Here is an 18,997-nt window from a genome sequence, read left to right as displayed (position 1 = left end):
CAAGGCTGCATTAGCTCCGCTGGCGACCATGCCGGCAATGACCAAAAAGATATTTGGATATCAAACTAAATATGCTATACTGAAGCTATGTCACACGATCCGATAGGGGAGGTGCTCAATCATGCAGGACTTTGCCTCGGAGATTTCGCGCACGCGCGCGCTCGTCAACCAGTTTCTTACCGGCGAGCTCGCACGGCGCGGCTACGCGGGCCTCGCGCCCTCACATGGCGACATCTTGGCGCAGCTCTGCTCTGAGGACCGGGTGCGCATGTCCGAGCTCTCGCGGCGTATCGACCGCGACCCCTCTACGGTCACGGCGCTGGTACGCAAGCTCGTTAAGCTCGGCTTTGCCGAGACCGCGCGCGACGAGACCGACGGCCGTGCCACGGTGGTCTCGCTCACCGACCGGGGTCGCGCCCTCGAGCGCGACTTCGGCGAGATCTCCGCGTTGCTCCGCGCAACGTGGGCGGATGGGATCGTCGAGGCCGATCTGGCGACGGCGGCGCGCGTGCTCGCTGCGATGCGGCGCAACCTGCACGCGGCGATAGAGCGCGGCGCGCCCGTTCAAGGCGCCGCGCCTGACCGCGACGTCGACGCCGCGTGAGCCGTTGGCGCCGCATCGGGCGCTGATGCCGACCCAAGCGCTTTTCTGCATCACTTTTCCGCATAACCCCAACCTGAAAGGACGCTCATCATGACCAACCGGCTTCAAACCTCCATCACCCGCCGCGGGCTTATCGCAGGCGCGGCAACCATGGCGGCGGCCCTCACGGGCTGCTCGGGCGGCCAGGGCGCGGCGGGCGGCTTGTCCGCGGCGGCGGGCTCGGCATCCGACGGCGGCGCGCGCACGCTCCGCGTCGCCATGGAGCTCGCCTACCCGCCCTTCGAGACCAAAGACGACGCGGGCAACCCCTCGGGCGTCTCCGTCACGTTCATGCAGGACTTCGCCGACGCGTACGGGTACGACCTCCATATCGACAACATCAGCTTCGACGGCCTCATCCCGTCGCTTCAGACCGGCAAGGCCGATTGCGTGATGAGCTCGATCACCATCACACCCGAGCGCGAGGAGGAGGTCGACTTCACCGACCCCTATGCCATGGCGCAGCTCGCGATCCTCGCCGGCGCGGACTCGGGCGTCGGGCAGGCCGAGGACCTCAACCAGGCGGACAAGACCGTCGCCGTCAAGACCGGCTCTACGGGCGACGTCTACGCGACCAAGAACCTCGCCAACGCGCAGATCCTGCGCCTCGCCGACGAGAGCGCCTGCGTGACCGAGGTCGCCCAGGGCCGCGCGGACGGCTTCCTCTACGACCAGCTCACCATCTACCGCAACAACCTCGCCAACCCCGATACCACGCGCGCCGTCTTCATCCCCTTCCAGGATCCGGAGGCGTGGGGCATCGCCGTGGCCTCGGGCAACGACGAGCTGCGCGAGGAGCTGAACGCCTTTATCGCCGAGAGCAAGGAGAACGGCGAGTTCGACCGTCTGACCGAGCAGTATCTGGCAGACGAGAAGGCCGCCTTTGACGAGCTCGGCTTCCGCTGGTTCTTCGACTTCGACGACGCGGATGCCGAGGGCACTGCCGAGGCGGATGCGTAATGCGCAACCCCTTTACCGTGCGCCCCGGTGAGCGGCCGGGTCCCGTCAAGGCGGCGGCGAGCTACCTCATCGTCTGCGCGCTCGTGATCGGCTTCTTCTGGCTTTCGCTGCTTCAGGTGGGCGTCGCGCTCGACTTTGGCTTTGTGGCGCAGTACCACGTGCGCATCCTCGACGGTCTGCTGCTCACGGTGCAGATCGCGGTGGGGAGCCTGGTAGCGAGCCTCGCTATCGGCTTGCCCGTCGCGGTGGGGCAGGGGAGCCGCATCCTGCCCGTGCGCTACCTCTGCGACGTCTACGTCAAGCTCATGCGCGGCACGCCGCTCCTCGCGCAGATCTACCTCTTCTTCTACATCGTCGGTACGGCGTGGGGTGTGGAGAACCGCCTGGTGGCGGGCATCATCATCCTGTCGATTTTCTCGGGCGCCTACATTGCGGAGATCGTGCGCGGCAGCCTCACTTCGCTCGACGCCAGCCAGCTCGAGGCGGCGCGCGCCGTGGGCTTTACGCGGCGGCAGACCCTGCGCTACGTGGTGGTGCCGCAGCTCGTGAGCCGCACGCTGCCGGCGCTCACCGGGCAGCTCGCGAGCATGATAAAGGATTCGTCGCTGCTCTCGGTCATCGCCGTGATCGAGCTCACCCAGACCATGCAGGAGATCAGCTCGGCCACGTTCAACCTGTTTGGGACGTATCTCTTCCTTGCGGGGGCGTACCTGGCGCTCACGCTGCCCCTCATGTTTGTGAGCCGCTACTTTGAGAGGAGGCTCGACTATGCGCATGCAGATTGAGGGACTCGCGCAGCGCTTCGGCGACCGCGCGGTGCTCGAGGGCATCGATTTTGACGACGAGGTCACCACGCTCGCCATCATCGGCCCCTCGGGCGGCGGCAAGTCGACGCTGCTGCGCATCCTGGGTGGCCTTCTCGCACCGAGCGCGGGGCGGGTCGCCTTGGACGGCGAGCTGCTGCCCGCAGACGAGCCCGGTCTCGAGCGGTACCGGGCGAGCCTCGGCTTTGTCTTTCAGGACGGCGGGCTCTTCCATCACCTCTCTGCGCGCGAGAACATCGCGCTGCCGCTGCGCGCCGTGCACGGCATGGGAGAGGTCGATGCCGCCGCGCGCGCCGACGAGCTGCTCGACCGCTTCGGCCTTGCCGGCGAGGGCGACAAGCGCCCGGCTCAGCTCTCGGGCGGCCAACGCCAGCGCGTCGCCATCGCCCGCGCCGTGGCGCCGCGCCCGCGGATGCTTTTGCTCGACGAGCCCACGAGCGCGCTCGACCCCGAGTACACCACCGAGGTGCTGGACCTGCTTGCCGACCTCAAGCGCGAGGGGACGCGCTTCATCACCGTCACGCACGAGATGGGCTTTGCGCGCCACGCGTGCGACAAGGTGGCGTTTCTTTGCGGGGGCGCCCTCATGGAGTACGGGCCGGCTGCCGAGGTCTTCGCCGCGCCCAAGACGCCCGAGCTCAAGCGCTTCTTGGGCAAGCTACTGGAATGGAGCGTGTGATGGAGCGGACGGTGCAGACAGGCGCGGGCGCGATGCGGGATGTTGCGACGGGGCGGGAGCTTGCGGCAACGCGGGTCGCCTATGTTGCCGACGGGCCGGCGGCGGACGCCCCCTGGGTGGGCGTGCTCTATGAGTCGAGCGAGTGGTCCGATTTCAAGCTCGCCCAAGAGCTTGCGGCGCGCGACCTCCCGGTACGCCTCATCGATATGGAACGGCCGGATGCCGTCCGGGCGGCGCTCTCGTGCCGGCTGCTCGTGAGCCGCGTGTTCGCCAGCGCCCTCGCGCGCGGGCACGCCGCATCGCACGCACGCATGGCAGAGGTGGTCGCCCGGGCGGGGGAGCGCGGCATCGCGCTCATCAACCCCGGTCGCGCCCACGCCTTCGAGATCAGCAAGCGCGCCGCCACCGAGGCGCTCGGGCAGGCGGGCATCGCGGTGCCTAAGGTGTACGCGTGCGACGAGCCCGGCGCCATCGACCCGGCGGCGCTTGCGTACCCCTGCCTCATCAAGCCCGATTGCGGCGGGCGCTCGGCGCGCACGGCCGTGCTCCACAGCGCGGACGAGGCACGGGCGTTTCTCGCCGAGGCGCCGGCGGAGACCGCGTTCATCGTCGAGTCGTTCGAGCGGGCGCGAGCCGGCTATCTCACCCGCATCGAGATCGTGAGCGGAAGGGCTGCCCACGTGCATCGCCGGAGCATCGCCGCCAACGGTCTTTCGTCCTATCACTTCGGCTCCACGTACGAGCCCTATGACGACTGCCCGGAGCCGGTCGTGGCGGCGGCTGAGCGCGCGGCGGCGCTCCTCGGTTTCGAGGTCGGCAGCTTCGATGTCATCGAGACTGCCGAGGCCGCCGTCTTCATCGACGCCAACGCGGTCTCCAACGTGTCGGCGGACTGCGAGGAGCTGCTGGGTTACGACCTCATGGCGGAGCACGCCGCCTACATCGCCGGGCGGTACCGCGCACTGTTTGGATGATGGACGTACGCAGGACGGGGACGCCGCGCGTGCGGCGCCCCTCGCAACGGAATGGACGTGCGTGCGGCGCCCCTCGCGGTGCGTGCTGGATCTGGTTGCAAGGTGCCCCGACGCCATCGCCTGCCGGGGCAAGAGAGAGGAGAGGGCCATGAAGACCATGCAGGAGGTATACGAGCTGTTCAACGAGGTGGGTTGCTGCAGCTTCGCCACGCTCGACGGCGCGGGCGGGGTCGACTCGCGTATCGCGCACTTCTTCGCCTACGACGACGAGGGCCTCTACCTGCGTACCATGCGCGTCAAGCCGTTCTACCGCCAGCTCAAGCTGGGTGCGCTCACCGCCTCAGCGGAGAAGACCGCCGAGCACTGCACTTGGGACGAAGACAACCTGCCGCATTTCCAGCCCGGCTACATGGTGCGCGTGTCGGGTACGGTCCGCGAGCTCGCGCAGGCCGAGGTCGACGCCAAGGCGGAAGCGAACCCGCTCTTCAACGTTGCGGTCTACGACATCAACAAGTACCCGGAGACGGTCGTCTTCGTGCTCGAGCGCTTCCACGGGGAATACTACGACTACGACTTCAACATGGTGCACCGCGACCACAAGATCCTGCGCGAGCGCTTCGCCTTTGGGGGAGACGCGTTCGAGGAGCCCGGCCTCACCATCGACCCGGATTTCTGCATCGCCTGCGGCGCCTGCACGGAGGCGTGCACCCATAAGGCGATTTTCCCCACCGCAGGCGGTGCGGCGTATGAGATCCACGGGGAGCGCTGCGACGAGTGCGGCAACTGCTATCACGCGTGCCCGGCGGGCGCCGTCATCTCCAAGGGCTGCTGAGCGCACAGGCAGCGGATGGCCCGAGTCGGCGCCGCGGCTCCGCCCCGCAGCCATGCCTCGCGAAGGAACTCGCGTTAAGGCCCCCTACAGGGACGGAAAGGTGGCCTAAACGCGGGTTCCTTGGAGTCGGGATTCGCTGTCCCGTCGACGGATGGTACGATGGAGAGCTCGTCGGTTATTGCACAAGGAGAGCTGGAGGGATGGGGTCAATCTCAATCTCCGACAATATCAGCAAGGTGTGAAACCGGGGAAGGACCCAGCTGCGCTGCTCACGGAATTCTTCGCACGAAAGGCCATGCCTCATGTGCTACAGACCGCTTGCCGAGCGATCATGGCCGTTCACCGGGTCTGCCCCGTGCGCAACTCTGGAGTTGTTGACCGGTGCGGTAGCCTTTATATCGGTGATTGGACTGTCACTCCCTCAACGGAGGCATAACCAATATTGATAACGGTATTATCATTATTGCCTGCCTTACGTTGAGGTATTTTTTTTGCTTCCCCGTGTGCGGGAATCAGCTGTCTAATGACAAGGGAATATGTCTCAAGTGTTCGTTTGCGGTTCTGGACTGCTGACGTTGCTCATGCCGGCAACCATGAAAGGGGGGGGGATACCAGAATGAGACTCATGAAGAAGATCAACAACAACTTCGCCTTAGCTCAAGATTCGAGTGGGGAGACAATAATAGTCGAAGGGCGTGGCATTGGCTTTCGGCCGATGCCATGCGAGCTTGATGATTTATCCAAAGTGAAGCGAACGTACTATGGCATTAAGCCAAATAGCGTCAGCATGCTGGAGAATGTTCGCGAAGATGTGCTACAGGTTGCGAGTGATACATATGAGTACGCGTCGCGGAGATTGCCTTCCAAACTCAATCAGAATCTAACGTTTATTCTCGCGGACCATATTCAGTTTTGCATCGATCGCATCGAACAGCACATCAATGTGAAAATGCCGATTTACTACGACATCGAGCATCTTTATCCCGTCGAATCAGACATTGCTCGTTTCGCGATGAGGCTGATACGTGAGCGATTGCACATTGTTTTACCGGTTGCAGAAAAAACGGGTATTGCGTTGAATATCATCAATTCGGAAATCGATCAGAGCGCGGGCGCCATCAAAACCCAGGAAATAATCAGCCTTTGCACATCGATTATCGAAACGACCATGGGCTTCACTATAGACCGGACATCCTTCAGCTATTCGCGTTTCGTGACGCATTTGGAATATCTGTTGAAGCGAACGGGAGATAAGTCCGATTCTGTCTCAGAAAAAGGACTGGACATAGTAAAGATGCTTACAGGTTCGCTTGATAATATGGGCCCGGAATTCGAAACGTGCTTGAGCACCATGGAGATAGAGCTAGAACGACGTGGGTATCCGTTGAACGATGAGGAGAGAATGTACCTCATTATGCACCTGGTTCGCATCTGCGATAGGTCGAAACCCTAACATCAAATCAACTCGCATCGCAACATGTCTTTTTGAAGAGCGGTCGCTCGGGTGAAGGCCCGCTGTCTACTTCATGGTCGCATGCGTTGGGAAGCAAGATAACTCGCGTTACGACAGTGCAGATAATGCCGTACATCACCATTCAGAAAACGTCCGCACTAGGACACTCGGAAGGGGATTGCGATGGCAAACCTAAATAACTACACCGAAGTCATTACGCAATGCGTAGACCTTGTTGGCGGCAAGGAAAACATTAGCCAGTTTCTGTATTGCACAACGCGGCTCCGCTTTAATGTCAAAGATAAGGGTCTTGTCAAGACCGATGAGCTTGGAAGGCTGAAGGGCTGTTTAGGAACGCAGTGGACGGGAAACCAACTCCAGCTCATCATTGGTCAGGATGTGGCTGAGGTATATAAGACAATCTGCAAAACGTATGGTATCGATCGTGAGGACAAGGTCGACGAGAACCTTGACGCCGACCTTTCCGGTGGAGAGAAAAAGAAGGTTCCGCTGAAGGACCGCATTTCTATCCAAGGCTTCTTTACTGCCATGTCCGCTTGCATCGTGCCGATTATCCCTATGCTTGTAGCTGGCGGCATGGTCAAGTCGATCCTTCTGATTCTGAGCCAGCTCGGTCTTCTTGCCACCGACAGTGGGACGTATGTGACCTTGTCCTGGATGTGCGACGCTTCGACGTACTTCATTCCGGTTGCACTTGGCTATACCTGCGCGAAGCGATTTGGCATGGATCCGAGCATGGGTATCTATTTGGGTGCCATCCTCATATCTCCTACGCTTATTTCCATGGTGTCCGAGGGCTCAGCTGGCTCCATCTACGGCCTTGCAATTCCCGCCAAGTCCTACACATCGTCAATCTTCCCGGTCTTCCTTACGATCTTGGTGGCAAGTTATGTATGGCGTTTCTTGAATCGCTATATTCCGACAGCGGTGCGAAGCATGTTCGCGCCGATTCTGACCCTGTTGATCATGGCACCCATCTCCTTGTGCGTTACCGCTCCCTTGGGGTCGACGCTCGGTACGTATCTCGGCGTGGCCATCAAGTGGCTCTATGACGTCTTTGGGCCCTTTGGAACCGCGATTTATACGGCAATCTCTCCGTTCCTGGTGATGACTGGCATGCATGCCTGCCTTTCGGTGTACTCGACAAATGCCATCGCGACGACGGGAAAAGACATCTTCGTCGGCGCCGCTTCGTTCATTCGCAATTTGAATCAGGGCATTGCCGCGCTCGTTGTCGCTCTTAAGGCAAAAGACCCCGACCAGCGCGCAACTGCTTGGTCTTGCGCCATTACAGCCATCGTGTCGGGCGTGACCGAACCGGCTCTCTTTGGCGTGAACCTTCGTTACCGTAAGCCGATTTACGCTGCATGCATCGGAGGATTCTTTGGAGGTTTGTACGCAGGGTTTATGGGTGTCGCCCGTTACGTCTACGGAGGAATCGGCCTGTTTGGTCTGACCGTATTCGTGGGAGAGGATCCCAGCAATTTGATCAACCAGGTGATCGCCATGGCTATTGGCGCAGCCGTGACCTTCATTGTCGGCTGGATCATCGTTAAGCCTGAGGACCTCGCCGCGAAGTGACGCGGCTCTGTTACAGGTGCGGGCCGCTTGCCAAGAGACCTATGCGTGCGGCCCGCGCTTCCGATTTTGATTACGAGGTTCATTGGCTAACGTGTTGTTAGGAGATAAATGATGGCTCACAAGGGATTTCCCGAGGGATTCTATTGGGGTGCCGCAACTGCTGCGAACCAGTGTGAAGGGGCTTGGGATGTTGATGGAAAAAGTCCAAGTATCGCCGACTGTCTTGTGAAAGGTGGAGTAAACGAGGCCCGGCGTATCACGTTGGATATCGATGAGGGCAAATACCTGTATCCGTCGCACCAGGCAACCGATTTTTACCATCACTACAAGGAGGATATTCGTCTACTCGCCGATATGGGCTTGAAGATGTTTCGTATGTCCATCAATTGCACGCGTATTTTCCCGACTGGGGATGAGGACGAACCCAACGAAGCGGGTCTTGCGTTTTACGAAAATGTCTTTCGTGAGCTCAAAAAGTACGGTATAGAGCCTCTGGTTACGCTATGCCACAATGACATGCCTTTAGCATTCACGCGAGAGTTTAACGGCTTTAAAGACAGGCGTACCATTGACTACTTTGTCAGATTTGCTGAAGTGGTCTTTATGCGCTACAAGGAGTACGTGCGCTACTGGCTTCCCTTCAACGAGATTAACTGCACCATGCGCCCAACGGGCAACTGGCATCACGCGGGGATTCTCAATCCGGGCACTACGACTTTTCGCAATCAGGTGGATGACCCTCAGGCACGATTCCAGGCGCTGCACCATCTGTTTGTTGCGAGTGCGCGGATGGTGAAGTTGGGTAGGTCGATCTGCCCGGATTTCCACTTCGGAAGCATGATTGCCTACGGAACTGTCTATCCGGGGACGTGCAATCCCGAGGACGTGCTTCTTGCACAGCGAGAGGACAAGATTAAGAACCATTTTTGCGGAGACGTTTTGGTGTTCGGTAAGTACCCGTACTACGCAAAGCAGTACTTCGATGATTTGGGCATCGAGATCGAAATGACCGATGAGGACCTCAAGGATTTGCGCGAGGGGACGGTCGATTTCTTCACCTTCTCGTATTACAACAGTAACTGCTTGGGGAGTACCACGACTGGCGAGATTGTGCACGGCAACTACGTCGATGGGGTCAAGAACCCTTATCTGGAGTACACGCCTTGGGGATGGGGTATTGATCCGATCGGCTTGCGCTACACGCTTAACAATGTCTACGACCGCTATCAGCTGCCGATTATCATTACGGAAAACGGCCTCGGAACGGTCGACGAGCCAATTCGCAACGAGGATGGCAGCGTAACTGTTGAGGACGACTATCGGATCAATTATCTCTCACAGCATATCGCCCAGATGAAGCGTGCCATCGTTGAAGATGGTGTCGATTTGATCGGCTATACCGCTTGGTCCGCAATCGATATGATTTCCCTCTCAACGGGAGAGTATAAGAAGCGGTACGGATTCATCTTCGTTGATGTGGACGATGAGGGCAACGGCAGCATGAAGCGTTATCCAAAGAAATCGTTCGGTTGGTATAAACACGTTATCGAGACCAATGGTGAGGAGCTCTAGCTTCAACGGGAACTTTTGGAGCAAACGTGACGGCGCATTATACGATGCAGGTATGAATGCGCCTTCACGGTAATACTGCCGGGCGAACTCGTAAACGCTCTGCATGTGGGTGCGGATGACCCGGTAGACTCCATGAGGGGCTGCGCCGGGTCGGATGTCGCGGGTAGGGAGCGCCGTGGGGTACTATGGGGGTCGGTAGTAAAACGGTGCGCATGCCGGTGCGTGGGGGGAGGAGCGGTTCATGGGCGGCAAATCGTACAAGCTCATCGAGCCGGAGCGGTATCAGGAGCGCGTTGCGGAGGCCATCGCTGCGCGCAACCGCTTTCCCCAAGGGTGGCTCCGCGACAGCGACGCCCTCAAGCCCCTCCCCTTCGCGGGGGTAGCGTTGGCCGTCATCGCGGTCTGCCTCTGGGTTGGCGTGCAGAACGGGTTCGTGCTGCCGTACGTCATCATCATCGCGGTCTGCGCCGCCATCGCTGCCGTGCTTATCGGCTTGTCGCTCGTACTTTACCGACGGCATGTCAAGGAGCCCGTACGCTGCGACCTCTTTGTGGCGGACGGCGTGCTCTTTGCGCCCTCGTGGGTCGAGCATCGCAAGAAAAACGGTACCAGCGGCAAGGGCATCGTGCGGATTTCCGCGATTTCCCTCGAAGATGCCCGAGGGTATCACAACAAAAAGGAAGGCATCGTGTGGATTATCCCCCAGCGGCAGGGCGCTTTGCGCGATGTCTGGCGCCAAGGGCATCGCTGGGACGAGTGCCGCGCACTTTGCGAGAAGCTCATCCAGGGCGGTATCCAGGGCAAGGGCGATGCGGACCCCTTTATTGGTGTGGAGGACGTGTTTCTCGACTTCTTGGTCGAGATCGGCATCCCTATTGAGGAGGCGACCGCGCCGGTCGACTTTCTTGCCGGGACGGCTCGGGGTGTACTGGCGGGGGACGGAGACTAGCCTATGTGCCAGCGAATGTGTCCGCTCACGGTTGAGGAGGCCGAGGAGGCGCTCGAGGCGCGCCGCCGCAGTGGCCGTGCGCGGCTGGAAGGGGAGGACGAGGGCTTCGACCCCGCGCGCGACGCCTGGCCGGGGTCGCTCGTACCCGCCTACGTGCCCGGAGAGGATGGCGAGCTCATCACGGTGTCGCTCCTGTGGGGCTTCGACTCGCCGCGGGACGGGCGGCCCGTCTTCAACACGCGACTCGATACGGCGCTCTCCCAGCTCGAGCGCGGGCGCGGCCTGTGGCTGGACGCGATTGCGCACGGGCGCTGCCTCGTGCCGGTGCGTGCGTTTTACGAGGGTCACCAAACCGAGCGCGTGCCGAGCGAGCGCACCGGCAAGCCCGTGCGGCGGCAGTACCGCTTTCGCCTGCCCGGCGCCCGGGCATTTCTGCTCGCGGGCGTGACTGCCGAGGGGCGCCTCTCCATCGTGACGACGGAGCCCAACGCGACGGTTGCGCCCGTGCACAACCGCATGCCCCTCGTGCTGGGGCCGGGCGAGTCGGCGCGCTGGCTCTCGGGCGATTTCGCGGCGCTCGCGGACCGCGGGCGCATCCGCTTGACGGCGACGCCCGAGCGGTAGGGCCGCGCTATCTCGAGACTTTCGTGTCGCGGCCGTCCTGCGCGCACCGCGCGGTGTGGCGCATGTCCGCGCGGGCGGGTAGACTGGTGGCAAGCAAACGTCGAGAGGATGCCCCATGTCAGACACCACCGCGCCCGAGGCTCGCCGCACCTTTGCCGTCATCGACGGCAACTCGCTCATGCACCGCGCGTTCCATGCCGTGCCGCCCACCATGAACGCGCCGGACGGCCGGCCCACCAACGCGGTCTTCGGTTTTCTCAACATGTTCCTCAAAATGGTGGACGCGTTCCATCCGGACGGGGTTGCCGTTGCCTTCGATAAGGGCAAGCCGCGCGTGCGCATGGAGATGCTCCCGCAGTACAAGGCACAGCGCCCACCCATGGACCCAGACCTGCGCGTGCAGTTCCCCATGATAAAGGACCTGCTCACCGGTCTTAAGGTGCCCATTTTGGAGGCCGAGGGCTGGGAAGGCGACGACATCTTGGGCACGCTCGCCCGCACGGGCGAGGCGGCTGGTTGCGACATGTACCTCATCACGGGCGACCGCGACATGTACCAGCTCTCCACCGACCACGTCAAGATCGTGGGCACCAAGAAGGGCCTCTCGGATGTGCAGATCATGACGCCCGAGACGGTGGAGGACCTCTACCACGGCATCACGCCCGAGCTCGTGCCCGACTTCTACGGTCTTAAGGGCGACACGTCTGACAACATCCCGGGCGTGCCGGGCATCGGCCCCAAGAAGGCGAGCGCCCTCATCGCGCAGTACGGCTCGCTTGACGAGGTCATCGCGCACGCGGACGAGGTCAAGGGCAAGATGGGCGAGAACCTGCGCGCACACATCGACGACGCACTGCTCTCGCGCAAGGTTGCGACCATCCAGACGAATGCGCCCGTGGAGCTCGACTTTTCCGGCACGGCGTTTCCTGCGTACACGGCAGACGACGTGACGGCGGCGCTCGGCGCGCTCGGCATCATGGCTATGCAGAACCGCTTCTTAGCGCTGCTTGGTGAGGACGGGGCGGCTGCTTCCGGCCCCTCGGAGCTCACGTTGCCCGAGGTCCTGCGCGCTGATGTGGCGGACGAGGCGGCCTTTGAGGCGGCGTTCGCCGAGCTCGACCGCGCCATCGCGGCGGGCGAGTGGCTGGGCGTGACGCTCGACGACGACCGCGAGGAGGGCGCGCTCTTTGGTCTTACGCGCACACTCTGGGTCGCCACGTCGCGTGCGCTCGTGGCGGTGGACGAACCCGCGGACGGCCCGACGGCGATTGTTGCGACCGGCCCCGTCGCCGGTTTTGCCTTTGAGGGCGGTCTTGTGGCGAGCGTGCTTACGCGCCTGCTGCGAGAGGGGCACGTTGCTTCGCCAGATGTGAAGGCGCTTCTGCACGAGCTCTCGCCCGTGGACTCTGCCGAGGCGGAGCTTCTCGACCCGCTTACGCTCGACGCGTCGCGCCTCTTCGACACCGTGGTGGCGGCATATCTCCTCGACTCGGTGCGCTCGAGCTTTGACGACGCGTACCTCGCCGATACCTACCTTGCCCTCTCGTTGCCCGTGGCGGCAGGGGAGGAGGGCGCCGGTGACGACGCGCCCTCGGCTGCCGCACGTGGCGCTGTCGTTGCCCGCGCATGCCAGGAGCCGCTTGCCGCCGCACTCGATCGTGACGGCGCGCGTCCGCTCTTTGACCAGATTGAGATGCCGCTTGTACCGGTGCTTTGCGCCATGGAGCGCACGGGCATGTACGTTGACCCCGAGCGCCTCTCCGCTCTTGCCGAGGACCTGGGGGCAGAAATCGACGACCTCGCCCGTCGCATCCGCACCCTCGCCGGTGACGAGACCTTCAACATCGCGAGCCCCATGCAGCTCTCGCACATCCTCTTCGACGTGATGGGCCTGCCGACCCGCGGCCTCAAGAAGACCGCGCGCGGCTACTACTCCACCAACGCCCGCGTGCTCGAGGAGCTCGCCCGCGACAACGAGTTTGTCCAGCTCGTCCTCGAGTACCGCGAGAAGACCAAGATCAAGAGCACCTATCTCGATACGCTGGGGGCGCTCCGCCGGCAGGACGGGCGTGTGCACACCACGTACAACCAGACCATCACCGCGACGGGCCGCCTGTCGTCCTCCAACCCCAACCTGCAGAACATCCCTACGCGTTCCACACTCGGCCACACGGTCAAGACCGCCTTCACGGTTGCGCCGGGCAGCGTCTTTGTGGCGGTCGACTACAGCCAGATCGAGCTCAGGCTCCTCGCGCACCTCTCGGGTGACGCGCACCTTATCGCCGCGTTCAACGAGGGTGAGGACTTCCATGCCGAGACCGCCGCGCGCGTCTTTGACGTGCCGGTGGACGAGGTCACGCCCGCGCTCCGCAGCCGCGCGAAGGCGGTTAACTTTGGCATCGTGTACGGCCAGCAGGCTTACGGCCTTTCGCAGTCGCTCGACATCCCGCAGGCCGAGGCGCGCGAGATGATCGACCGCTACTTTGAGGCGTACCCGGGCGTGCGGACGTTCCTCGACCGCACGGTGGCGGACGCCAAGCAGACGGGTTACGCCGAGACGCTCTTTGGGCGCCGGCGCCCCATCCCCGAGCTCAAGATGCGCGTGCCCTCGCAGCGTGCCTTTGGCGAGCGCACCGCCATGAACCACCCCATGCAGGGCACCGCGGCGGACATCATCAAGATCGCCATGGTGCGTGTGGCGCACCGTCTGGAGGACGAGGGCTTTGCCGCGCGCATGATCTTGCAGGTGCACGACGAACTTGACTTCGAGTGCCCCGAGGACGAGGTCGAGCGCCTCATCGCTATGGTCCGCGCCGAGATGGAAGGCGTGGTCACGCTCGCCGTGCCGCTCGTGGCGGATGCCTCGGTGGGCACCACCTGGGCAGACGCGAAGTGACACGTCGCACGCGCACCGGCCTGCCAGCGGGAACGTTCCTTTTGGTGGCGACCCGTTTTCTCGTCTACCTCGGCGTGCAGGCGGCCTACTTCATAGGCATCATCGGGACGCTCACCTATGAGGTGGGTGCCTCCACCTGGGCACTCGCTGGGGCGGTGGGCTTCTTCAACCTGTTCATCATCTTTGGCAACGCCGCCGGCGGGACGCTTCTCGACGTGCGCGGTCCCCGGCTGCATGCCGCGGTGACGCTTGCCGTGGCGGTGGCGACGAGTGTGCTTTTTCAGCTCGCGCCCCCTGATGTGGCAAACGTGCTCGCCATGAGCTGCGCCTTTGGATTTGCGACGGGGCTCGGCTTTGCCTTCCTCTCGGCGTACCCCGCCTACCTGACTGACGACGCCGACGAGCTCAAGCGCGTGAACGCCCTGCTTGCGGTGGTATCCAACGTTGCGGTGGTGGTGGGGCCCGCGGTGGGTGGCCTCATCGCCACGGTGCTGCCCGCCCAGCGCGTCTTTCTGGCCGCGGCGGTGTTCTCCGCCGCTGCAGCGCTGCCCGCCTACCTGCTTGTGGAGCGGGTTTTGCGCGTTCGTGCGGCGCGGGTGCGCTCGCGCGTGCTCGATGCAAGCGAACCCATGCCCGATGCCCCCGGTGCCAACGCGCCCGGCGCTGCCGCATCCGATGACCCCGGTGCCACCGCGCCCAGTGCCGCCGCGCCCGAGCCCGCCCCTGATGCTCCGTCGGCGACGTTTGCGGACTCGGTGCGAACGGTCTTTACCGTGCCCTCGCTCGCCTTGCTCTTTGGCGTGGGCGTGCTCGCCTACACCGGCTACGGTGCCTTCGACCCGCTTGAGTCGCTCTTCTACCGCGATGTCCTGCATGTGGGCATTTCCTGGATGGGATGGCTCTCGAGCGCGGCGGGGGCTGGGAGCGTCATTGGGTCGCTTCTGGCGATTCGCGTGCCGCGCGCCCACGTGAACGTGCTCACCCTCATCCTCCTTATTGCCTTGCAGGGCGTGGGTTGCTTGCTCTACGTGGGCACGCCGTATGTGGCGTGCGCGCTTGCGGGGCAGATGGTACTCGGCTGCGCCTTTGGTATGGTGACGCCGCTTCAGAACACGCTCGTGCAGATGCACGCCCCCATCGAGGTCCTCGGTCGCGTGAACTCGGTCATGAATGCCGGGTTCAACGGCGCGGGCGCCCTGCCGCTCTTTGCCGCGCCGGCGCTCGCCGCCATCTTTGGCGTGCAGGGCGTGCTCGTGGGGGCGAGCCTGGTGGTGCTCGCTGTTCCTCTTGTCTACCTCGTCGTCCGCCGTCGCACGGTCGCACGCATCGTGGCAGAGGAGCGCAAACGAGGACAGGAGGGATAGCTTCGGAACCGGTTTTAATGCCCTTTCGTTTTCAGTTTTTCAACTATTCAACAATCTGAGGGCGCACAGGCAGATAGGCAGCTCATTGACGACCGCTCTACCTCGGGTTTCTCTCTTTAGGATGTATGGGATACCCGGTGATGCTTGGTAGCATTGTTGAATACTTGCATTTTTGCGAAAGGAAGCGTTCTATGGATCAGATTTCCCAGTCTTCAGGCACGAGCATCGCAGCGATTAATCCCGCGGACAGCCTGTGGAGCACGGCGCTCGCGTTCGTGGACGCGTGCCCGTGGCGCGGTGCCCGCTCGCTCGCCCGCAAGATGCGCGAAGGCTACTTCACCGGCTGGCAGTGTGTCATTTTGGCGATGGTCGATGGGGAGCCGGCGGGCTTTTGCGCGCTCGCGGCGGAGGATGGCCTGGTGGACGACGATCGCACGCCCTTCATCGGCTACGTGTACGTAGGCGAGCGCTTCCGCGGCAGGCGCCTCTCCGAGCGCATGATCCGCGTGGCGGAGGACCGCGCCCGCGCGGCGGGCTTCACCTGCATGTACATCCGCTCGGGCGAGGAAGGGCTCTACGAGAAGTTTGGCTATGAGCCCTGCGGAGTCGGTCGCGACCGTCACGGCGAGGTCGAGACGGTATTCTCGCGCGAGCTCTGATTCCCACGTCGCCTCAGGGCTGCCCGCGCATGCGCCTACGCAAAGAATCGGGACGAGGCGCCGGCTCGTTGCATCAGCGGATGAGCTCCTCGATATTGCGCGCTCGGTACAGCATGCGTCTGACTTCCATGGTGTTACCGTCCACGACGTAGAACACCCGGTAATTTCCGACTCCAAAATAGTAATAGGGGAGAGGGCGCTTTCGAGTGGTGTGATACGTTGCCGCCATGGTTGAGTTTCGGAGATGCGCAAAGATGCCCTTCTCCACGTCGTCTACCAAGCGTTTGGCAGCGGAGGGATTGTGAAGGTCATGAGCGATATAGGTAGCCGCTGCGCTTAGGTCTTCCCAAAAAAGCGGCAGATAGCTCAGCTTATAACGCGGTTGCTTCTGAGTCATGGCCGAGCATCTCCCTTACCGAACCGAAGACCTCATCATGCGTGTAGCGTAGGCTCATGCTTCTGGCCTGCCGGTCGGCGGCGTCAAGGGCGTTTTCCACGGTCTCACTTGCTCGTTGATACTGCTCGAAACTCATGACAACCATCGAGCCCCGACCGTTTTTTGTCAAAAAGACAGGACCATTCTCTGCGACGTCGCGCTCGATGTCGGTGTAGTTGTTTCTAAGGTCGGAAACAGGTCTGATGTTCATGACATCACCTCATCTCTCAGAATACTATCAATATTATCAGATGCTTTTGCGCCGAGCGTGGCAGTTGCGATGAGCGGGCGGCGTCTTAGGATTTCCTTCATGTTCGCCGGCTGCGCCCGCGCTATGCTGCGTGGGGGATGAGAGAAAGGGGCACGCGTGGCGGAGCGGATTCTCATGGTCGACGACGAGCGCGAGATCGGCGACCTGGTACGGGTCTACCTCGAGAACGAGGGGTTTATCGTCGAGGTGTTCGTCGACGGCGCCCGCGCCCTCGCGCGTACCGAGGACGCGGCGGCGCCCCCGTTCGACTTGGCGCTCCTCGATGTGATGCTGCCCGGTGTCGACGGCTTCGCCCTCTGCCGCAAGATCCGCGAGCACCACACCTATCCCGTCATCATGCTTACCGCCAAGGGCGAGGAGGTCGACCGCGTCACGGGGCTCACGCTGGGGGCCGACGATTACGTTGTGAAGCCCTTCTTGCCCCTCGAGCTCGTCGCGCGGGTTAAGGCGCAGCTCAGGCGGTATAAAACCTATTCTGCATCGGGGGCTTCCGATACGCGCCGCGGCGAGGTCCTCACCTATGCGGGGCTGGTGCTCGATGTGCCGGCGCACGCCTGCACGCTCAACGAGCGCCCGCTCGCGCTCACGCCCACGGAGTTCTCCATCTTGCGGATCCTGCTCGAGGCTGAGGGCGCGGTCGTCTCGGCGCGCGACCTCTACTGCAAGATCTTCGGCGATGCGTACTACGAGAACGGTTCCGGCTCTATCACGGTGCACATTCGCCATCTGCGTGAGAAGCTCGGCGACTCGTTCGACGACCCAAAGTACATCAAGACCGTCTGGGGGTGCGGATACAAGATTGAGCGCTAGAAACCACCACGAGGGACCGACCCCGCCCGTCGCGCCGGCACCCGCGGCATCGCGGCAGGCTGCGGCGGCATCCGCAGGTACGCCGGGCACGCAGCCTCTCGCCGCGCCGCCCATCGCCTCTGCGGCCGACGGCGCCCGCCGCGGCCGCCTGCGTCTCGCTGTCGTTCTCATTGCGGGCGGCGCGGTGGCCGTCATGCTCTACATCCTGCTCTTCCGCTTTGTCGACGACGGCATGAACGGCGCCTTCGTCGAATGGTTCTTCTCGACCTTCGTTTCCACGTGGGAGGTCGACTACCAAACGGGTGTCACCTATAACCTCGTCTTCAATCCCACGGGCGCCAAGGAGTTCTTCCTGCGGCTCGGACTTGTCTTTGTACTCGTGCTCGTGGCGGTCTCGGCCGTTGCCGCGCACCTCTACGCCCACCGTCGGTCGCGCGCCACGGCCGAGCGCTCCGCGGAGCTGCTTGCGTTCTACATGCGCCACGACGCAGAGGCGAGCGAGGTCTTTCCCGAAGGATTCGGGGCGCTTGCGCTCACGGCGACCGAAGTCAAGGGTACGGCGGAGGCGCACGAGCGGGCGCTGCGCGACGAGGCGCAGCGCCGAAGCGACCTCATCACCTACCTTGCGCACGACCTCAAGACGCCGCTCACCTCGGTCATCGGCTATCTGTCGCTTCTGGACGAGATTCCCGAGATGCCGCGCGAGCAGCGCTGCCGCTATGTGGGTATCACGCTCGACAAGGCAAAGCGCCTGGAGCGCCTCATTAACGAGTTTTTCGATATCACGCGCTATAACCTTTCGCACATCGAGCTTGAGACCGAGCCCGTCGATCTGAGCTATCTGCTCGTACAGATGGCAGACGAGTTCTATCCGCTGCTTGAGGCGCATGGAAACACCGTCTTGCTTACCGTTGAGGGCGCGCCGGCGAGTGTGGAGGCGCCGGGAGCGGAGCTGTGGATCACGGCGGACCCCGGCAGGTTGGCGCGCGTGTTCAACAACATCCTCAAGAACGCCATCGCCTACAGCCGCGAAGGGACCGAGATCGCCGTTGCGGCGGAGCGCTTCGAGCCCGAGGATGCGCCGGGCGCGCCGTGGGTGCGCGTGACGGTGACGGACGAGGGCGCGACCATACCGCCGCACAAGCTCGAGGCCATCTTCGATAAGTTCTTCCGTCTGGACGAGGCGCGCGCCACCTCCACGGGCGGCGCCGGGCTCGGTCTTGCCATCGCGCGCGAGATTGTGGAGCTCCACGGCGGCACGATCGCCGCGGCGAGCGAGGCGGGTATCACGACCTTCACCGTCGAGCTGCCGGCCTAGGGAAGCGCCGATTCACTCCGGCATGCCGGCTGGTGCGGGCGGCCGCGGGCTTGCAAGTCAGCGTTTCTCTAGGGCGCCCGCGGCGGCGTTAACCAAAGCTTAGGGTTTCCCTCAAGACTCGTTATGCGGGC

Annotated in this window: 18 protein-coding genes; 16 read left to right on the top strand and 2 right to left on the bottom strand. The window is 62.7% G+C overall.

Annotation, left to right across the window (positions count from 1 at the left end; genetic code table 11):
* Nucleotides 1–121: 121 nt before the first annotated feature.
* The 14 genes from B5F70_RS04430 to B5F70_RS04365 all read left to right on the top strand — a co-directional run bounded on the left by B5F70_RS04430 (nt 122) and on the right by B5F70_RS04365 (nt 16,031).
* Entirely contained in the window at nt 122–604 is a 483-nt protein-coding gene (locus B5F70_RS04430; protein ID WP_087204361.1) for a MarR family transcriptional regulator, read from the top strand.
* Nucleotides 605–694: 90 nt separating this feature from the next.
* Nucleotides 695–1,603, top strand: a complete 909-nt coding sequence (locus B5F70_RS04425) for a transporter substrate-binding domain-containing protein (RefSeq protein ID WP_087204360.1) — start codon at nt 695–697, stop codon at nt 1,601–1,603.
* Nucleotides 1,603–2,388 (top strand): amino acid ABC transporter permease, encoded by a 786-nt coding sequence (locus B5F70_RS04420; protein ID WP_087204359.1) that lies wholly within the window; start codon nt 1,603–1,605, stop codon nt 2,386–2,388. Before B5F70_RS04425 ends, B5F70_RS04420 begins: the two co-directional genes overlap by 1 nt.
* Complete coding sequence (locus B5F70_RS04415) at nt 2,372–3,106, top strand: ATP-binding cassette domain-containing protein (protein WP_087204358.1); 735 nt, start codon at nt 2,372–2,374, stop codon at nt 3,104–3,106. The genes B5F70_RS04420 and B5F70_RS04415 overlap by 17 nt, the downstream gene beginning before the upstream one ends.
* Nucleotides 3,106–4,080, top strand: a complete 975-nt coding sequence (locus B5F70_RS04410; RefSeq protein ID WP_239463561.1) for a hypothetical protein — start codon at nt 3,106–3,108, stop codon at nt 4,078–4,080. The genes B5F70_RS04415 and B5F70_RS04410 overlap by 1 nt, the downstream gene beginning before the upstream one ends.
* Nucleotides 4,081–4,228: 148 nt before the next feature.
* On the top strand, nt 4,229–4,912 hold the full coding sequence (locus B5F70_RS04405) for a 4Fe-4S binding protein (protein WP_087204357.1): 684 nt from the start codon (nt 4,229–4,231) through the stop codon (nt 4,910–4,912).
* 625 nt (nt 4,913–5,537) lie between these two features.
* The gene (locus B5F70_RS04400; RefSeq protein WP_204573297.1) at nt 5,538–6,365 is read left to right on the top strand and encodes a PRD domain-containing protein; all 828 of its coding nucleotides are present in this window, start codon (nt 5,538–5,540) and stop codon (nt 6,363–6,365) included.
* Nucleotides 6,366–6,548: 183 nt separating this feature from the next.
* Nucleotides 6,549–7,967, top strand: a complete 1,419-nt coding sequence (locus B5F70_RS04395) for a PTS transporter subunit EIIC (RefSeq protein ID WP_087204355.1) — start codon at nt 6,549–6,551, stop codon at nt 7,965–7,967.
* Between the two features lie 108 nt (nt 7,968–8,075).
* Nucleotides 8,076–9,539 carry a glycoside hydrolase family 1 protein gene (locus B5F70_RS04390; RefSeq protein ID WP_158094926.1) on the top strand — a complete coding sequence of 488 codons (1,464 nt, stop codon included), beginning with the start codon at nt 8,076–8,078 and terminating at the stop codon, nt 9,537–9,539.
* A gap of 241 nt (nt 9,540–9,780) precedes the next feature.
* A complete protein-coding gene (locus tag B5F70_RS04385) occupies nt 9,781–10,488 on the top strand; it encodes a hypothetical protein (RefSeq protein ID WP_087204354.1) in 708 nt (235 codons plus the stop codon).
* Nucleotides 10,489–10,491: 3 nt separating this feature from the next.
* Nucleotides 10,492–11,112: an SOS response-associated peptidase family protein gene (locus B5F70_RS04380; RefSeq protein ID WP_087204353.1), complete on the top strand. Its 621-nt coding sequence runs from the start codon at nt 10,492–10,494 to the stop codon at nt 11,110–11,112.
* A gap of 115 nt (nt 11,113–11,227) precedes the next feature.
* A complete protein-coding gene (polA, locus tag B5F70_RS04375) occupies nt 11,228–14,008 on the top strand; it encodes a DNA polymerase I (RefSeq protein ID WP_087204352.1) in 2,781 nt (926 codons plus the stop codon).
* A gap of 44 nt (nt 14,009–14,052) precedes the next feature.
* Entirely contained in the window at nt 14,053–15,372 is a 1,320-nt protein-coding gene (locus tag B5F70_RS04370) for an MFS transporter (protein WP_158094925.1), read from the top strand.
* A 191-nt stretch (nt 15,373–15,563) separates the two neighbouring features.
* The gene (locus tag B5F70_RS04365; protein ID WP_158094924.1) at nt 15,564–16,031 is read left to right on the top strand and encodes a GNAT family N-acetyltransferase; all 468 of its coding nucleotides are present in this window, start codon (nt 15,564–15,566) and stop codon (nt 16,029–16,031) included.
* A gap of 73 nt (nt 16,032–16,104) precedes the next feature.
* On the opposite strand, the gene B5F70_RS04360 is transcribed toward B5F70_RS04365, so the two are convergent.
* Together B5F70_RS04360 and B5F70_RS04355 are read right to left on the bottom strand one after the other, a co-directional pair.
* Nucleotides 16,105–16,428 (bottom strand): type II toxin-antitoxin system RelE/ParE family toxin, encoded by a 324-nt coding sequence (locus B5F70_RS04360; protein WP_087204349.1) that lies wholly within the window; start codon nt 16,426–16,428, stop codon nt 16,105–16,107.
* Complete coding sequence (locus B5F70_RS04355; protein ID WP_087204348.1) at nt 16,403–16,678, bottom strand: type II toxin-antitoxin system prevent-host-death family antitoxin; 276 nt, start codon at nt 16,676–16,678, stop codon at nt 16,403–16,405. The genes B5F70_RS04360 and B5F70_RS04355 overlap by 26 nt, the downstream gene beginning before the upstream one ends.
* Nucleotides 16,679–16,834: 156 nt before the next feature.
* On the opposite strand from B5F70_RS04355, the gene B5F70_RS04350 reads away from it, so the two are divergent.
* Together B5F70_RS04350 and B5F70_RS04345 are read left to right on the top strand one after the other, a co-directional pair.
* Nucleotides 16,835–17,548 carry a response regulator transcription factor gene (locus tag B5F70_RS04350; protein WP_087204347.1) on the top strand — a complete coding sequence of 238 codons (714 nt, stop codon included), beginning with the start codon at nt 16,835–16,837 and terminating at the stop codon, nt 17,546–17,548.
* The gene (locus tag B5F70_RS04345) at nt 17,538–18,866 is read left to right on the top strand and encodes an ATP-binding protein (protein ID WP_239463562.1); all 1,329 of its coding nucleotides are present in this window, start codon (nt 17,538–17,540) and stop codon (nt 18,864–18,866) included. The genes B5F70_RS04350 and B5F70_RS04345 overlap by 11 nt, the downstream gene beginning before the upstream one ends.
* Nucleotides 18,867–18,997: the final 131 nt, after the last annotated feature.

Origin of the sequence: Collinsella sp. An268 (genome assembly GCF_002159765.1) — a bacterium.
Classification (GTDB): domain Bacteria; phylum Actinomycetota; class Coriobacteriia; order Coriobacteriales; family Coriobacteriaceae; genus Coprousia.
This window is presented reverse-complemented; position numbering and strand designations above follow the sequence as displayed.

Excerpts from the sequence above, each read along its gene's own strand:
- B5F70_RS04390 (WP_158094926.1), top strand. The coding sequence starts at position 8,076 with ATGATGGCTCACAAGGGATTTCCCGAGGGATTCTATTGGGGTGCCGCA.
- B5F70_RS04420 (WP_087204359.1), top strand. The coding sequence starts at position 1,603 with ATGCGCAACCCCTTTACCGTGCGCCCCGGTGAGCGGCCGGGTCCCGTC.
- B5F70_RS04380 (WP_087204353.1), top strand. The coding sequence starts at position 10,492 with ATGTGCCAGCGAATGTGTCCGCTCACGGTTGAGGAGGCCGAGGAGGCG.
- B5F70_RS04400 (WP_204573297.1), top strand. The coding sequence starts at position 5,538 with ATGAAGAAGATCAACAACAACTTCGCCTTAGCTCAAGATTCGAGTGGG.
- polA (WP_087204352.1), top strand. The coding sequence starts at position 11,228 with ATGTCAGACACCACCGCGCCCGAGGCTCGCCGCACCTTTGCCGTCATC.
- B5F70_RS04425 (WP_087204360.1), top strand. The coding sequence starts at position 695 with ATGACCAACCGGCTTCAAACCTCCATCACCCGCCGCGGGCTTATCGCA.
- B5F70_RS04360 (WP_087204349.1), bottom strand. The coding sequence starts at position 16,428 with ATGACTCAGAAGCAACCGCGTTATAAGCTGAGCTATCTGCCGCTTTTT.
- B5F70_RS04405 (WP_087204357.1), top strand. The coding sequence starts at position 4,229 with ATGAAGACCATGCAGGAGGTATACGAGCTGTTCAACGAGGTGGGTTGC.
- B5F70_RS04385 (WP_087204354.1), top strand. The coding sequence starts at position 9,781 with ATGGGCGGCAAATCGTACAAGCTCATCGAGCCGGAGCGGTATCAGGAG.
- B5F70_RS04395 (WP_087204355.1), top strand. The coding sequence starts at position 6,549 with ATGGCAAACCTAAATAACTACACCGAAGTCATTACGCAATGCGTAGAC.
- B5F70_RS04365 (WP_158094924.1), top strand. The coding sequence starts at position 15,564 with ATGGATCAGATTTCCCAGTCTTCAGGCACGAGCATCGCAGCGATTAAT.
- B5F70_RS04415 (WP_087204358.1), top strand. The coding sequence starts at position 2,372 with ATGCGCATGCAGATTGAGGGACTCGCGCAGCGCTTCGGCGACCGCGCG.
- B5F70_RS04410 (WP_239463561.1), top strand. The coding sequence starts at position 3,106 with ATGGAGCGGACGGTGCAGACAGGCGCGGGCGCGATGCGGGATGTTGCG.
- B5F70_RS04355 (WP_087204348.1), bottom strand. The coding sequence starts at position 16,678 with ATGAACATCAGACCTGTTTCCGACCTTAGAAACAACTACACCGACATC.
- B5F70_RS04430 (WP_087204361.1), top strand. The coding sequence starts at position 122 with ATGCAGGACTTTGCCTCGGAGATTTCGCGCACGCGCGCGCTCGTCAAC.